This window comes from Accumulibacter sp., assembly GCF_032229525.1.
GTDB lineage: Bacteria > Pseudomonadota > Gammaproteobacteria > Burkholderiales > Rhodocyclaceae > Accumulibacter.
Genome location: NZ_JAVTWB010000003.1, coordinates 1 through 15,829 on the forward strand (window position 1 = coordinate 1; position 15,829 = coordinate 15,829).

Consider the following 15,829-nt stretch of genomic DNA (forward strand, 5'->3'; position numbering starts at 1 on the left):
CTTCTCCCGCGTGGGGGAGAAGGGAGATTCGTGAGTCGCGAAGGCGACTTTCACGGTAACTACGGCGGGTGGCACCCTGAATGCGCCAGCCGGCACCTAGTCCGGACCCGTCGTGATCACGCCGCCGATCGTGATCGACAATCACATCTGTTCCCGACACCAGAACCCTGCCGACCGAAGTGATTGGATCCGCCTCCGGTACCGCATGGGCAACCGTATTGAAGACGATGACATTGCCCATATCCGTGACATCACGGTCAGCAACTCGCTGTGTAACCGGTTTGTCGGAAACAGCGTCCACGACAGCCGAAGGGCGCTGAAGCTGTTTTTTTTAAGCCGAACGCGGATCGAAAGCAAGCGCTTCTCCCACCACTCCGCCGGGATTACGGTGCTCAACTCCGATGGCGTCATCATCCGCCACAATCAGATGATGCATGCCGTCGACGCCAACGGTGCCTACATTGCTCTCAAGAAAATGGCACGACGCTGATTCAAGGCAACGAAATCATTCACTTTGCGGTTGGCCTGCTCTCCGACTCCCCGCTGCACCCGATCAGTCGCACCACGGCAATCGACAACCGCGTCGCGCATAACGTCACCGGGATCAGCTGCTACGGTGAAAGAGGCGGACATCTCGTCCTGTGGAACCGTTTCGAGCACAAGCTCGGGCAAGCGCTGGTTGGCGAAAGCGGCCACATCGACCACAACGAATGATGGGGAAATTAGTGCGGTAACTACGAAGGCTTCGACCAGAACGGCGACGGCGTTGGCGATGCCCGAGGAGATCTGGGCCTACGCCGACCCGATCTGGCTCGAAACGCCGATGGCCAAGTTCTTCCGTGGCTCGCCAGTCCTCGAATTGCTCGATTTCCTCGAGCGCCTCGCGCCGTTTTCCCCGCCGACGCTGATTCTGCGCGATCCGGAACCGAAGGCTCACTACGGGGAGTCGGCTAGCCATCGGTAACAACAGTAGAAGGCAACCGGCATTCCTGCCGGCCGGTCAGCACGCGGGCGCGCCAACAGCCCTATGCGACCAAGGACCGTCAGCGCCGGGCCGCGGTCGCGGAAAGTGAACCGAAATCAGCTATCGCCAGGGGTCTCAGGCGGACGCCTTGGCCGCCGGCCATGCCGCTTGGGCGGCGCCGCCCTGACATCCGGTGGACGCCCATCAGACTGCCCCTCAGGCCCTGCTTCAGATCTGGCTGCGGGCGGCCGCTGGTCCGGCCGCGGACCAGAAGGCCTCGGGCCCGCCTTGCGTTGGTCCGGCCGACGACCAGGACCGGGGGAACCTTGGCGCTTCTCCGCTTGCCCCGGCTGCCGATCCGAGGGGCGGTCCGACTCACGGTTTCCCGGAGCCATGGTAATCTCGAGTTCGATGATTTCATCCCACTGCGGATCTGTACGATCCCGCTCCGGGATGGAGAGAAGTTCACGGAGCCGACGACGCGGATCCTGGGGTGGCGATTCGTTCATGCCGACATTATGACTCACACGACAGTCGTCGTCCAACAACGTCGAAAAGCACCGCAGCGTCGCCGCAGCCGAGCGCGACAGGGCGCTCCTGGAAAGTAGCTGGCGTAGCAAGAAACCAGTTCGACAACTGAAAAAGGCCCGCTAAAACGCGGGCCTCTTAATTCCCCGACACCCCGACGTTAGCCAAGGATCGGCAGACTCTGTGATACTGGTCTTTGCTCATGCAAGACCAACGATTGATCAGTGCTCCGTCCGCAGGCTGGCGGCGAAAGTGGTTTCCAGGTTCTCGGGAAACTTGAAGCGGGTAAAGGCGCGGTGGATATCGGCCTCGTTGACGCGGCTACTGGAGTCCTGGAAGCGAATGCCCAAGAGGCGGCCATTGGCAGCCAGAGTGGCGAAGGCGAAGCGCCAGCGCTGTGCTTCCGCCAGACGCTCGCGCAACTCGCGCTCATTGCTGATTTCAACGCCAGCCTGTTTCAGTGAATCCAGGAACTGATCGAAAGACTCGTTGCTCAAGCTACCCATTTTGTTCTCTCTCCTGTCGAAGTTTGTTTTTTGCTTCCCACCCATGGTGCGCATAACGTTCGCATCAGATAGCGGTTGACAAGAAATCGAAGAAAACCGCCCGCGGCAGTGCCAACGACGCGCTAGCGCTCGAAGATTGGCCGCTGCACCTCACCCCAGCCGTACCCCTGCGGCAAACGGAGGCCAGTATCGGCGCCGTTGATCACCGAAGCCATCCCTGGACGGGTGGTCCATCGACTCAGTAGTGCGGTGGGAGATCGTCGTGCGGGTCGCTCTTTTCGGCAGTAGCGGGTTCGTCCCGCACTTGCTGGTAAAGATGGCGTAATTGCTGCTGCAGGAGATCGATCTGCTGCTGTTGCCGATAGACAGTCAGATTGAGTTCCTCGACCAAATCCTCGGCAAGGTTGACCCTGATTTCAAGCTCGGCAAGGCGATGTTCCAAGAAAGACCCTCCCTAATCCGATAGCGCAAAATCCATCCGGCAGCGCTGGTTTCAGCGGCCTACCGCGCAACACTGCCTCACCTCGCCACGACCCTCGGCAAAGTTGGCGCGAGACCTGGCGCTTCGTCTTTCATCGCGTTGACGATCCGCGTCAACGCGTCTACCGGGTAAGTCAGCGGAACCATGGTCTCGCCCACGCGTGTAAATACCCCGACCTGGCGAGGGTTGGCACTGAACAGGACATGGTGGTTACCAATGCCATCAACGTTGAGCCACAAGGTGTCTTCGCGGTCGATTGGTGTGTGGCCAACGATGAATGGTGTCGCCGGGTCGAGCTCGAGGCTCTTGCGAAAACGCTTGACATCGCGCCGGCTGTAACCCTGAGGCCGATTGGGACGTTGCAGGCGGTTATTGATCAGTTCACGGACCACTTCGGGATGCTGGTAGATGTTCACCAACATCTTCGTACTGACCTTGATCTTCGGTGCCGCGGCGTGGCAGGCCACGAAGTGCGGGGAAACTACCACGTAGGGCAAGCGACGGTAGAACTCGCCCATGGCCTTCTGATAGACCGCGCCGCGCACTTCGCTCAGTTCCCGGGCCCAGAGCAAGCCCTGCGGAACTCCCTCCTTGGCAAGCTCCTCGGAAAACGAGTCATGGTTGCCACGAACATAAAACACCTGCTCTGGAAAACGCATCTTGAGCCGGAAAATGAGATCCATCAGCAGCATCGAGCTCTTCATCACCCGGAGCTGCCCGTCCTCCTCGCAATGCACGGCATCGCCCAGCACCACCAACGCGGCGCTACCGTCCTCCAGCGCTTCGAGAAATGCGTTCTGAGTCAACACCGTCAGCAGATTGTCGATCTGGGCATGCATGTCGGCAACCACGATCGGGGTCAGGGATGGCGGTAGCGTCAACAATCCGCCAGGCATGCCTCGGTCGTCCGGAGCACGATACACCTCGTGCTGCATCAGTCGATTGACCTGGTTGATCAGGTTCAAAGCCTGGTCGTTCGGCAGAAGTTCGATAGGACCACCGAAAATCTCCCGCAACCGCCGCAACCGGTTCATGCGAAGAGCCTTGGCCTCGTCGGCAACGAGGGTGATGGCTGCACGCTCGTTTCTTCGCTTACTGAAGGGGCGCAGCCGCCGCAACTTGTTCGAGCGGACCACCTTGGCTTCGTTAACTATTGGCGCGATGGTCGTACCAGCGTCGCTCAGATTGCGAAATACCAGCCCATCGCGGCCATAGATCACGGCCAGGTGGTGCACGCCGACGGCCGACGGGTAATCGAATATGGCTTGCTGAACGGGGTCGTCCGAACCCAGAACCAGCCAGTTCTTCGGCGTCAGCCGCAGGAAGCCACCGAGCTGGTGCAGGTGGGTCGCGGGATCGATGATGATGAAGCTGTCAAGCGTGACCACTTCCCCACGCTCGTTCATTCGCGTCTCGGGATAAATCCGAAGGTGCTTTTCCTCCAGACCAAGGGTAATCTCGATCGGTCGCCCTTCGCGGGAAACCCGCACCTTGGTGTCACCGAGTCGATAGGCGTCGCGCAACCTGAGGTGATGGCCGACGCCAAAACCCAACCTGGCAGAAATCGCTTTCAGTCGGGCGAGAGCACTCGAAAACGTGAATCTGCGCCGCTTGGGTGTGACGTCCACGGTAACGCCTGGGGGATCGATAAAGCATCGCGGAGCGCTTTCGATCCCCTCGCGGCTATACACATAGAAGCCCTTTTGATGCAGATATTCGGCCACCTGGCGGAATACTTCCATCTGCGCGGTGCAGATCTCCAGACTCAGCCGGGCGTCTACCGGGTGCGTGCTGTGCCGCGCTCGCTCCGTACGTCGCTGAAAAACCAATTCGGGAGGCGGCAGCAGAAATTCAAAGACATAGCGTCGATACCAGTCGACGGACAGGAAGAAACGCTGCCGAGGCGGCAGGGTGATACGCGCCAGATCGACCGACGGCAAGGGATCACAGTCGAGGAACTCGGGGTCGTAAACCGACATCGCCTTGGGCAGGCCCAGCATCGGAAGGCCGAGATGGATCTCGCGCGGCCTGAACGAGAGCAGCTCGGATCGCCACCAATGCTTCCGGCTGATGTCCAGGTAGCCCTCCTCCGACCAACCGCCGAGGTGCCTGATCATGGTCGTCTTGCCGGCACCGGGAGGGCCGGTCACCAGAATCTGGCGAAACCGGATATCGCGTGGGAAGTCGACCCCTTTGAAGCGCTGCAACGATTCTACAGGCGCAGTACGCGGATCCGGCATGGCCTCGCTTTCGTTCGATCAGAAAAGGAACCGGGCAGCGCCCCGCAGGGAGTCGCCGCCCGGATGGATGTTGCTGACCTAGACGAAGATCGCTTTCAGGATATAGAAAATGATCGCCGCCAGGATAGCCCCGACAGGCACCGTGATGAACCACGAAAGGATGATGCCGCCGATGACTCGCAGGTCGAGCGCACCGATACCGCGGGCGAGACCGACGCCCATCACCGCTCCAACCGCGATGTGGGTGGTAGACACCGGCAATCCCAGACCGGAAGCGAGCACGACCACGAAGGAGGCAGCAATGGTCGCGCAATAACCGCGGGTCGGCGTCAGCTCGGTGATCTTGTTGCCGATGGTGGCCATTACCTTGTAGCCATAGGTCGCCAGACCGATGACGATACCGACGCCGCCGATGAACAACATGAACGGCGTCACCGCCGACTTCGACGAGACCTGCCCGGTCTCGATCAACTGAATCACCGCGGCCATCGGGCCGATGCCGTTGGCCACGTCGTTCGAACCGTGGGCGAAGGCCATTGCCGCACCGGTAAACACCATCAGCGGGATGAACAACTTCTCGACGCTGGCGTAGTGGAAGTCCTTGTCCGCGCGCTCGTCGGTCTTGATACGGTTCATCATCAGCTTGGCGACGATCGCCAGGCCAACGCCGATCACGATCGCCAGAATCTGGCCCTCGGTCGCGCCGAGGTGGATCTTGATGTGCTTGAGGCCTTTGATGATGGTCACCAGCGACACCAGCCAGCCGACCAGGAACGCATAGAACGGTCCCCACTTGCGCGCCTGGCTAATTGGATCCTCGGTGTTGAGAATCAGCTTGCGGATACTCAAGGTGAGCAGCAAGGCGAAGAAGCCGCCTAGCACCGGCGACACGAACCAGCTGGCGACGATCTCGCCCAACTTGTCCCACTGCACCGCGTCCGTGCCGATCGCCGCAACGCCGACGCCGACGACAGCGCCGACGATCGAGTGCGTAGTCGACACCGGCCAGCCGCGCATGGTAGCGACCATCAGCCAGATGCCCGCAGCCAGCAACGCGGCCAGCATGCCGAGCATTAGCAACTCGGGAACCGGCTTGAAGGCATCGCCGTCGATGATTCCCTTCGAGATCGTCGACGCGACGCCGCCACCGGCGAGATAGGCGCCGGCAAACTCCATGATGCCGGCCACGACGATGGCCTGCTTGACGGTGAGAGCCCCTGAACCGACCGAGGTACCCATGGCATTGGCCACGTCGTTGGCGCCGATGCCCCAGGTCATGTACAGGCCAAAGCTATAGGCCAGAATTAAGAATATCGTTTGATGCTGCGCAATAATTTCCATCTTGCACCCTTAAAGGTAGATTTTTCTACTAGTAAACCCGCGAAAGAAAGGCCCCGGGCCGGGATTGCCCGGCTGGTCGAGGGGTTTGCCCACCCTCCTGACGTCCCGTCCTCAGCGAGCGATCAACAAACGCAAGCGGTCGCCGACCTTCTCGGCGTTGTCGGCCAGGTTGCCCACCCACTGGATCAACTGGTACCAGAACATTACCGACACCGGCTTGACGCTGTCTTCCTGGGCGAAAAGAATACCGCTGAGAGCGATGCCCATCAGGTCGGTATCGCTTTCCATCTGGCCCAGCTCGAGAACCATCGCATTGACCCGGTCGACGTCACGACCGCGGAAACCCGTCTCCAGCAGTTCGTCGAGTTCCTCGATGATCTTGTGCGCCTGTTCGCAGGTCTCGACGCAGCGATTCACGAAGCGCGTCAGCGGCTCGGCCATCCCTGGCGGCACTTCCATCTTGCGCTCGACCAGCAGGCCGGCGATGTCCTGGGCGGTGTCCGCGATGGAATCCTGCATCGCCAGCAGTTCCAGCAGATCCCGCCGGTCGACCGCCAGCATCATGCTTCTCGGCAGATGGTCACGCAGATCGTTCTTGAGCGCGTCTGCCTCGCCCTCCTTGACGAAGATCTTGTCCTTCTGGGCTTCAAGCTTCGCCGAATCGTTCTCGATCAGTGCATTGAACAGTCCAGGCACTTCTGCCACGCACTCGCAGACGATGCGCATGTGTTGTTGCATGGGCTTGAACGGTGACTTGCCGAACAGGGCCGCAATCGGATTGGTGGATAACATTTGTCCTCCGCTATGGTTAGTAAGAAACAGTGAAAAATTCTGTTTTTGCAGTGCGCAGGAGCCCCCCTTAAAAGTCTTACGAAGGCATGCATGCGTTCAGAAATATGTAAGCAATTGTAACCCCAAAGGCCCGCCAAGGAACGCTTCAGGGATGGGTTTTTGCTCGCAAGTACAAGAAATTGCGAATTTTTTTCTTTAGGCAAGCTTTTATGCGAGATGCGACTCGGCAGACCGGCAGTGGACCTGGAATAGCCCGAGCACACGCGGGCGAGAGCACCAGCTTGGGGCGTAGGAACGGTCTGCGAAGGGGAGCTTCTGTGTCCGTCAAAGCCGGGGGATGGCCCGCCGCATCCGCCCAACCGGCCACCCCTGCCCAGCTACCACTGCCGCGAACTGATCTGCCGGCAGCGCGTGGGATGGCTGTCGGGTATTTTGCGCCCTGGTGCCAGCCTATCCAGTGAAAGCGCCCGGTCGCGAGGACTGCTCCTTGGCCGCTCAAGCGAGCGCCGGGCGGCCGAGGCCTCGCTTCAGACCTCTCTCGCTTCAACCAGCAGTCATCGCTCTGACCCCGACAAGCCCCTACCGCTCAACACCTTCGGCGCGCGGGGAGCGCGCCCGGAAGCAGCAGCCACCGCGCTGTCGTGCCGCCGCATTCACGACATCAGCTTGCCGCTCGGTAGCGCGCTCTGCAGACTCTCCGCCAAGCGCGAGAGGTCCTGGTAGCCCTCGAGACGGATGCCGCGATTATTCCTGAGCACCAACTGGATATGCCGGAGCTTGCCCCAGCGCTTGAACACGCGTAGCGCGCTCACCTGCTCAAGTTCCAGCTCGGTCCATTTCCCGGCCGTAAAAAACCTCAGCTTGCCCGGCACCCTCGGCTTGCCAGGGATCAATTCCAGGCAGTGATCACGGATCAAACGCAGGTAGCGCAGAAGAAAAAACAGATTGGCCAGATTTGCCGCTCCGAGCATCGAGGCTACCGACCACAGCAGGAAGCTGCCGTAGCTCTCGGGATCCCGCTGGTGCTCCAAAACGACCGTGCCAACGATGGCAGCGCTGAAGAGCAGACCCCAACCAACATTGATCCAGCGCCGACGCTTTTCCTCTGTACTTACTACGAAACGTTCCATCATCTCCCTGCCCATTGTTGATCAATCACCAAGAAATCCCTGCCGAGGGCCCCGGCCGACTCGGCCGACTCAGCTTTCTCGCCAGTTCCCGCAAGCTCGAAAGCTCATAGGCACTGCCATCACCGTTGCCCGCGCGCCTGCATGCAGCATCGGTCAGCCGACCTGCGGATTCCAGCCGAGACTCAGCAGCAGCACAAAGAAACCGGCCAGGTAGCCCAGCGGAATGTGCCAGCCGTGGAGCAGCCATTTCCCGACCGACTTGGCCTCGGAGAAGATGCTGGCTACTGCCACTCCGGCAGACGAACCGAACCATAGCATCGAACCTCCGTAGCCGACCGCGAAGGCGAGAACGCCCCAGTCATACCCCCCCTGTTTCAAGGCCAGAGCGGTGAGTGGGATATTGTCGAAAACCGACGAAACGAAACCCAGACCCAGCGCAGTCTGCCACGACGCCACCGGCAAGCGCTCAACGGGCATCATCGAAGCACAGGCTACCAGCGACAGCAGAAAGATCGACCCCTTGACGGCTTCCGGCAACAGGCTCCATTCGGGCTTTCGCAGCGGCGCTGCAAGCAGCAAGGCGATCCACACCGCGGCGCCGAGAAACGGGTAACTCTCGGCCGATGCCGGGAAGTTGAGGTTAACCGTGACGTTGGTGGTAATCGCGGCCAGCAGAATGAAAGCGACGATCGCAACACGCGCGTAGTCGATGTGATGCGCGGCCTGGAAATCGCGCACGACCGGCTGGTGACGATGCTGCTGCAAGGCTGCAGGAATACCAAAAACGACCAGAGCCACCGCCGCGGCGAGATAGCCGCGGATCACCTCGAAGGGACTGATCCCGGCGATCCACATCATGGTCGTTGTCGTATCGCCGAGCACACTGCCGGCACCCCCCGCATTGGCCGCGGCGACGATGGCGGCCAGATAGCCAGGGTGAAGCTTGCGCCTGAAAACGCTCGCGGCAACCGTGGCGCCGATCAGCGCCGCGGCGATGTTGTCCAGGAAACCCGAGAGAGTCCAGATGATCAGCAGCAGGGCGAAGGGCCCAAGCCAATTTGCCGGCAGCAGCCTCGGCAGCACCTCCGGAACGCCGCTGTCCTCGAAATGACGTGCCAGCAAGGCGAAACCCACCAGCAGGAGGAACAGATTGACCAGCAGGGACCACTCGTGCGCCATGTGCGAAGCGAAGCCGCCGAAACCATCGCCGGTCTTGAAGCCGGTAAAGGCGATCTTGTAAAGCGAAATCGCTACCAATCCGGCGAGCGCAACCTTGAGAACGTGATGATGAAACAGCCCAACGCCAAGCAGCGTCATTGCGAACAGAACGAAATCAACCGGTATGCCGAACACTTCCGGCGCTTCGGCTGCCAGGGCCGGTGACGCCAGGAAGAACAAGAACAAGGCGCCAATCGTCCGCAGGCGGCTGACCGGAGGACTACGACCTATCCTCAACATCACGAAACTCCCCTGTCTTCGAGGGCTCTATGGTAACCTCGCCAGTTCATTTGCTGCGGGTTAGGCGCGTCTTTTTGAAGCAATCTCGCGCCTATAACAGCAGCCCAGCAGCCGCGGTCGTCATTGAAAGCTCCATCCCGACGGAGATGCTCGCCATGCGCAAAGCTCTTGTTCCGGTAGACGGTTCGGCCCCCGCCCATCGCGCCGTTCGGCACGTCGCCGCGCTAGCCGCCATGTACCCGTCGCTCGAAGCGGTCCTGCTCAATGTCCAACCAGAGGTGGACGATTGGGAGGTGCGCCGCGTACTGAAAAAAGAAGAAGTCGAGGCGATGGAAGAAAGCCGGGGCGGCGACACTCTGCAGCATGCCCGCGAGCTCCTCAAGGGGGCAGGTGTGCGCTGTAAGCCGGTGGTGGAGATCGGCCCTCCTGCCGAGACCATCGTTCGGGTGGCTAGTGAACAGGGATGTGATGGTATCGTGATGGGCACCCGCGGCCTGGGAGCGGTGTCAGGGATGCTGCTCGGTTCGGTTAGCAGCCGGGTCCTCCACCTCAGCGACCTGCCAATCACGCTGCTCAAGTGAACACCACGCCAGGCCATGGAGGGGGCGTGGGGTGTTGTTGCGCCCGCGCCCTCGAACCACAAAGCAGTCGAGGGATTTCCGAAGGCGCCGCGTACCAACCAGGCGCCCGTGGGCCGACCGCTTTGACACCCCTTGCCTTGGCGTGCTGACGCGACCCGCCAAGCGGTAGCCGCGCGCGATCCACCGCCTCTAAAGTTGTTCTATTGCTGCCCGTCCATCCATGTCTTGCACCGTGGTGAAACCGGCACCGATCAAGATGCAAGATGTCACTTCAGCGTCAACCACGGTCAAGGCCACCTTGCACCAGTCTGATCGCCGCCGACGCGGTGAACTGGCGCGGGGGCGGCGTCGCCGCCCGTCTCCAGCTCAGCTCACCGTGATCGGCTGACCGCGGCAACGAAACCCACGCGTTACGGAAACCGGTTTGGGAAACGAACGCCGAGGCCAGCGCGATCAACGCTTTTTCTTGTTGCCCTTCTTGCCCTTTGAGGGAACGGCCAGCGAGCCGAGCAACTTCTGCATTTGCTCTACTTTCTGCTGGGCAAAAGCCTGCACGCCAGCGCGGACGATGTCGGACTTGGTCGCCACCCAACCGGCGGCGTTCGACAGTTCGACGCGCAACGCGTCGATTGCCGCTTCCTCGCTCTGCAGCAACTTGACGGAATAGCGCACCAGCTTGTCGCGCTTCTGCTTGGCCACTTTCTCGATTTGCTCTACCGGCCCCGGCTGCCTGGTCGCTGCTTTCGTTGGCTTGACAGCGGTGGCGGTTCGCCTGGTCGCTGGCTTTGCCGTCACGGCCGCCGCTTTCCTGGGCGTCCTGGTCGGTGCTTTCGCAGCCGACCCTGACGTCGCGTCGGCAGAGGCTGCCTTGGCCGCGGGTCTCCCCACGGCAGGTTTGGTAGCCGCCCTCGATGCGGACCGGCGCGCCGGCGCAGCGGCAACGGCACCCTCGGGAATGCCAAGGTCGGGAGTTTCCGTCTCGGATGTGGCGACAAGCGGAACATCGGTCCCTGCCAGACGATCTGCCAGGGAATCGTCCTCCTTCTTCAAACTGGCCCGCAGAGCGGTCTTGTTGCTACTGGTACGCGTGGATGTCGTCATCAATGTTCTCCCAATTGTTTAAGAACGGCTGCGATCAGCTTGCGAACTTCTTCCTGTGCTGCGTCGGCGGCAGGCCCCAGCTGAAATACCGATGCACCGATCACCGCGCTTTGCGCATAGGCATTGCGCTGGCAGAGCATAGCATCGAGGATCGGCAAGGTAAATTCATGTAACAGTTCAAGCACATCGGTAGCCAATGCGGTGTTCTGCACGCGATTGGGAACAATGCATCCGTGCAGCCGGTGGCTCTGCTCCATTCGCGTCAGGATCAGTCGCTCGACGGCCAGCGTAGACCACAGATCGGTTGGGCTTGGCACCGCCGGAACGAGCGCCAGATGCGCCACCGCCAAGGCCGCCAGGGTCGACGGGTGATAGATCGACGGTGGCGTGTCGATGACGACGTAGTCTGCCTCTCGCTGCAGTTCGCCAACGTGCTTGATCAGTTCGAGGCCGGACATCTTGCGTACATCGAGCTGGAGCTCGGAATCGAGCAAAGGGGCCGACTCTGCCCAACGATACGCGCTCTCCTGGGGATCGACGTCGACCAGCACCACCGAGGCTCCGAGCTCGTGGAAACCACCACCCAGTTGCATGGCGACCGTGGTCTTCCCCGCACCGCCCTTCTGGGAGACAACGGCGACGACCCGCCCTAGTGACATTGACATAACACCTGCCTTGTGAGCTGCTTGTTGAGATAAATTCGCATTATCTGGCAATTATGCCATCACCGGAGCCACGGACAAGATCGAATGAGCGCCCACCGGGCCATAAAGTGGAGAATTTTCTGCCTGCTTCGAGAGCGCTGGATGCAGATCGACGAAAGCGCGCCACGCGCTTAAGATCGCCGGGAATCCGTCGTCGCCGCCCGGGCGCTCACCATCCGGACGCTGGCCTGCCCTCGCTCACGAGCGACCGCTGCCCAGCAGCGTTCCGATCTGTGCGTCCTTGTTGCGCCAGATCTGCTGCATCCACTGTTGGAAAGCCTCGCGAACGACCGGGTCAGTGGCGTAGTCACCGCTCACCAGATGCCTCGGTATCGGCAGGGTCTGCACGCGCACCCGTACGCAGTGCATCCTGCCGCACAGAAACGCCCAGAAGCTGGGTGTGCCGTCCGGATAGACGATGGTGACGTCGAGAATCGCCCGGAATTTCTCGCCCATCACGTTCAATGCCAGCGCAATGCCACCGGCTTTCGGCTTTAACAGGTGGCGGTAAGGCGACTGCTGCAGCTGATGCTTGACTCGCGTAAAGCGCGTCCCTTCGCTGAAGTTGACGACACTGGTCGGGATCAGCGCGAACTTCTGGCACGCCTTGCGGGTCGCTTCCTGATCCTTGCTGCGCAGCTCCGGGTGCTTCCTGAGGGCCTCCTCGCTGTGCCGGCGCATGAACGGAAAGTCGAGCGCCCACCAGGCCAGCCCCATCACCGGCACCCACAACAGTTGCTGCTTGAGAAAGAACTTGAGCAGGGGGATGCGGTGGGTCAACAGGTGCTGCAGAACCAGAATGTCTACCCAAGACTGATGGTTGGCGTTGACCAGGTACCAGCCACGTGGATCGAGCCCCTCGAACCCGTCTACATCCCAGTGCGTTTTCTGGGTGAGTCTCATCCAGCCGCTGTTAAAGGAGATCCACGCCTCAGCGATGCGGATCAGGACGGGATCGAGGCGCGATCGAAGCGCCTTGAACGGCAGGGTCAACTTGAGCAGCGCCACCAGCAGCAGGATCGGCACCCAGAACAAGGCGTTGAGCGCCAACAGCGATGCCGCAAGCAGGCCGATCAACGGGGCGGGCAGGAAACTCAACATGGGCGAAGCAGGCGACGCTCAGTAGACGGTCACTGCCTACGGCGAGGCGTCCGCAGGTAGCGCGCCGGCAATCGTGCCTTGCGCTTCGTCCCGCGCGGGCCCGCACGCCTCCGCACTGGGCGGGAGCTGCTCCGGGAGATCCTGCTTCACGGCATCGCTGCTAAGCATGACCCTGCGCGTTGCCGGGGTTTCCAGACTGATCCGACCGAGCACGCCATCGCGATATTCCTGCAGCAGCACCTTCGCCGCCTTCTCGCGATCGGCTTCGCCGCCGCGCATGCGCAGACCGCGGCGCCGGGCGATCGCCTCGATCACATTCACCGCGTCGAGACTCGCGAGCTGATCGACCGGCAAGCCATAGCGGCTGGCCAACAGGGCCGGGTAGCGCGCCAGCAACAGCCCGGCGAGAAAGGTCGCCACTTCCTCGTCGATCATCGCGTTGCGACCGACGGCATTGCTGGCGGCAAGCATCAGGCCATCGCTCGGATAGGCAATCTTCGGCCACAGCAGCCCCGGCGTATCGGTTATCCAATGGCGAATATCGAGTTGCGAGGTCTGCTGCGAGCGGGTAATCGCCGGCTCGTCACCGACCTTGGCGATCTTGCGCTTGAGCAGGACGTTCATCAACGTCGATTTACCGACGTTCGGAATCCCCATGATCAGCATCCGCAAGGGTTTGACGTTGTCGTTGCGATGCGGCGCCAGCTTCTCGCACAGGGTCGGCAAACGCGTCACGTCGCCCGGTTTGCGGCACGACAGTGCGACCGCGCGCACGCCATCCTGTCGATTGTAGTGATCGATCCAGGCTCGGGTCACCTGTGGATCGGCCAGATCGGCCTTGTTGAGCACTTTGAGGCACGGACGTTGGCGATGCAGCCGGAGTTCGCGCACCAGCGGATTGGTGCTGGCCTCTGGCAGGCGCGCATCAAGCAACTCGATGACCACATCGATCGACGCCATCGTCTCGGCCGCTTTCTGACGCGCCGAGTTCATGTGACCGGGAAACCACTGGATGGCCATGCCAAATCCGACTGACTAAAGGCCTGCCATTATCCCACCTGTTGGCGTCTTCTGCCCTTTCCTGCTGCTCCCCCGACCGTCGCCGCAGCGGCCAAAGCGCTACAATGCGGTTTTCTTGCCACTAGAGCTCGGGAAGAACTTGTCGGCAATCCCCGAAATAAGACCAGGGCAGTCGATCGAACTGCTCAAGGAACTGCACATCCTGACCCGCGACGGCAAACTCAATCAGGATAGCCGGCGCAAGCTCAAGCAGGTCCATCACCTTTTCCACTTCATCGAGCCCCTGCTCGCCGAACTGGTCGCCATGGACAGCAGCCTGACGCTGGCCGATCATGGCGCCGGCAAATCCTACCTGGGTTTCATCCTCTACGACCTGTTCTTCAAAGCCAGGGATGACGGCCACATCTACGGCGTCGAGGCGCGGCAGGAACTCGTGGAGCGCTCGCGCGCGCTGGCCAGCCACCTGGGTTTTGCGCGCATGTCCTTCCTCAACCTGTGCGTCGCCAACGCCATCGACTCACCGGCACTACCTGAGCGGATCGACATCGTCACCGCGTTGCACGCCTGCGACACGGCGACCGACGACGCCATCCGCTTCGCCCTTCACAAGCAAGCGCGGTTCATCGTACTCGTCCCCTGCTGCCAGGCCGAAGTCGCCGGCCGCCTACGCAGCAAAAAAAACGATTCCTTCTCGAAAACGCCGCTATCGGAGATCTGGCGTCATCCCATCCACACTCGCGAATTCGGTAGCCAGCTAACCAACGTGCTGCGCTGCCTGCAACTCGAAGCGCACGGCTATCAGCTGACGGTCACCGAACTCGTCGGCTGGGAGCACTCGCTGAAGAACGAGTTGATCGTCGCCAGGCACGCAGGCGCCCCGCGCGGCAACGCCGCGGCGCGCCTGGAGCAAATACTGACCGAGCTGAACCTCGACGATCTGCGTGATCGCTTCCTCTATTGACCAGCGAAGTGAAAGACATCCGCAGCAAGTGGCACAAAAAAACTGCACAGCTGCCGCCGCCACACCAGCAAATAGACCGACAAGGCCCTGCAATGGAAAAATGGATCACCCGCGGCGTTGCCGTACTCGTCGCCAGCGGCAGCACTGCCCTGTTCTGGACTTTCGGCGTGTTTCTCGCCGTGCCCTGGAAAGAGAACCGCATGCTCTCGCTGAACAGCGTCGAGTGGCAGGTACTCGGCATCCCGCTGGTCGTTGGCCTGGCCGTCGCCTGGGGTGCCCTGCACATTCTGGCGATTGCTGACCGGGAAACAAGCCCCAGGCTGTATTTCACGACTTGTGTAGCACTGCTGATCGTCTCGGTGCTGGCCATCTTCGGCGGCATGGCGTGGACCGCCGAGCGCATCGCCTGACGCGACTATCGAGCGAACGCGGTTGCGCGATAGAACTTACCCGTGGTCAGCCGTGGCCCGACGCCGACCCGCCAGTAGCCGGAACAATCTCGGCAGCAGCCAAACCAGGAACGCGACGAAAAGCGCCAGGAAAACGAGCAGTAGCCAGGGATGGGAAAACATCAACCACAAGCCAACCAGCACCAGAGAGTCCTCACCGAGGGAAGCCGCCAGATTGCTGAAGGGCTCCGGTGAGAAATTGATCGCCGCACGGGTTCCTGCCTTGGCGAGATGCGCACCGGCCGCCAGGCTGCCGCCGACAATGGCCATCGCCGTCTGCCACTCAACCCCCTGCCCGCCGAAGGCCATCGCCGCCAGTGCAGCGCCAGCGGGAATCCGAATGAAGCTATGCACGCTATCCCACAGCGAATCGACGATCGGCAGCTTGTCGGCAAGAAACTCGACCATCAGCATCAGCCCGGCCGCCAGCAGCACCCACTGGTGCTCAAGCACCCGCAAACCGTCCGGCAGC

General features: G+C 61.3%; 17 protein-coding genes. 5 read left to right on the forward strand and 12 right to left on the reverse strand.

From position 1 onward, the window contains the following. Positions 1-112 precede the first annotated feature (112 nt). Positions 113-490 (forward strand): NosD domain-containing protein, encoded by a 378-nt coding sequence (locus tag RUW20_RS00125; protein ID WP_313950153.1) that lies wholly within the window; start codon positions 113-115, stop codon positions 488-490. A 282-nt stretch (positions 491-772) separates the two neighbouring features. Continuing rightward, positions 773-964, forward strand: coding sequence for a hypothetical protein (locus RUW20_RS00130; RefSeq protein WP_313950154.1), 192 nt, complete (start codon positions 773-775; stop codon positions 962-964). 749 nt (positions 965-1,713) lie between these two features. Here the strand turns inward: RUW20_RS00130 and RUW20_RS00135 are convergent. From RUW20_RS00135 to RUW20_RS00165, 7 genes are all read right to left on the reverse strand, one after another. Beyond that, on the reverse strand, positions 1,714-1,998 hold the full coding sequence (locus RUW20_RS00135; RefSeq protein ID WP_313950155.1) for a hypothetical protein: 285 nt from the start codon (positions 1,996-1,998) through the stop codon (positions 1,714-1,716). Between the two features lie 238 nt (positions 1,999-2,236). Next, positions 2,237-2,440, reverse strand: a complete 204-nt coding sequence (locus RUW20_RS00140; protein ID WP_313950156.1) for a SlyX family protein — start codon at positions 2,438-2,440, stop codon at positions 2,237-2,239. Positions 2,441-2,517: 77 nt separating this feature from the next. Then, positions 2,518-4,719 (reverse strand): metallophosphoesterase, encoded by a 2,202-nt coding sequence (locus RUW20_RS00145; RefSeq protein ID WP_313950157.1) that lies wholly within the window; start codon positions 4,717-4,719, stop codon positions 2,518-2,520. 78 nt (positions 4,720-4,797) lie between these two features. Beyond that, positions 4,798-6,060, reverse strand: a complete 1,263-nt coding sequence (locus RUW20_RS00150; RefSeq protein ID WP_313950158.1) for an anion permease — start codon at positions 6,058-6,060, stop codon at positions 4,798-4,800. A gap of 111 nt (positions 6,061-6,171) precedes the next feature. Then, the gene (locus tag RUW20_RS00155) at positions 6,172-6,852 is read right to left on the reverse strand and encodes a TIGR00153 family protein (RefSeq protein ID WP_313950159.1); all 681 of its coding nucleotides are present in this window, start codon (positions 6,850-6,852) and stop codon (positions 6,172-6,174) included. A 653-nt stretch (positions 6,853-7,505) separates the two neighbouring features. Further along, positions 7,506-7,982: a hypothetical protein gene (locus tag RUW20_RS00160; protein WP_313950160.1), complete on the reverse strand. Its 477-nt coding sequence runs from the start codon at positions 7,980-7,982 to the stop codon at positions 7,506-7,508. 153 nt (positions 7,983-8,135) lie between these two features. Further along, positions 8,136-9,440: a citrate transporter gene (locus RUW20_RS00165; RefSeq protein WP_313950161.1), complete on the reverse strand. Its 1,305-nt coding sequence runs from the start codon at positions 9,438-9,440 to the stop codon at positions 8,136-8,138. Between the two features lie 155 nt (positions 9,441-9,595). Here RUW20_RS00165 and RUW20_RS00170 point away from each other — a divergent pair, with 155 nt between their 5' ends. After that, complete coding sequence (locus RUW20_RS00170; protein ID WP_313950162.1) at positions 9,596-10,021, forward strand: universal stress protein; 426 nt, start codon at positions 9,596-9,598, stop codon at positions 10,019-10,021. A gap of 453 nt (positions 10,022-10,474) precedes the next feature. On the opposite strand, the gene RUW20_RS00175 is transcribed toward RUW20_RS00170, so the two are convergent. From RUW20_RS00175 to ylqF, 4 genes are all read right to left on the reverse strand, one after another. Next, positions 10,475-10,720 carry a hypothetical protein gene (locus tag RUW20_RS00175; RefSeq protein WP_313950163.1) on the reverse strand — a complete coding sequence of 82 codons (246 nt, stop codon included), beginning with the start codon at positions 10,718-10,720 and terminating at the stop codon, positions 10,475-10,477. Positions 10,721-11,121: 401 nt separating this feature from the next. Then, complete coding sequence (gene parA / locus RUW20_RS00180) at positions 11,122-11,838, reverse strand: ParA family partition ATPase (RefSeq protein WP_313950164.1); 717 nt, start codon at positions 11,836-11,838, stop codon at positions 11,122-11,124. A gap of 186 nt (positions 11,839-12,024) precedes the next feature. Further along, on the reverse strand, positions 12,025-12,927 hold the full coding sequence (locus tag RUW20_RS00185) for an acyltransferase (RefSeq protein WP_313950165.1): 903 nt from the start codon (positions 12,925-12,927) through the stop codon (positions 12,025-12,027). Between the two features lie 36 nt (positions 12,928-12,963). Beyond that, on the reverse strand, positions 12,964-13,947 hold the full coding sequence (gene ylqF, locus RUW20_RS00190) for a ribosome biogenesis GTPase YlqF (RefSeq protein ID WP_313950166.1): 984 nt from the start codon (positions 13,945-13,947) through the stop codon (positions 12,964-12,966). A gap of 139 nt (positions 13,948-14,086) precedes the next feature. On the opposite strand from ylqF, the gene RUW20_RS00195 reads away from it, so the two are divergent. Further along, positions 14,087-14,908 (forward strand): SAM-dependent methyltransferase, encoded by an 822-nt coding sequence (locus tag RUW20_RS00195; RefSeq protein WP_313950174.1) that lies wholly within the window; start codon positions 14,087-14,089, stop codon positions 14,906-14,908. Positions 14,909-15,000: 92 nt separating this feature from the next. After that, complete coding sequence (locus RUW20_RS00200) at positions 15,001-15,318, forward strand: hypothetical protein (protein ID WP_313950167.1); 318 nt, start codon at positions 15,001-15,003, stop codon at positions 15,316-15,318. 36 nt (positions 15,319-15,354) lie between these two features. Here the strand turns inward: RUW20_RS00200 and RUW20_RS00205 are convergent. Next, positions 15,355-15,829: DUF4126 domain-containing protein (locus tag RUW20_RS00205; protein WP_313950168.1), on the reverse strand; the 475-nt coding region annotated here is incomplete at its 5' end.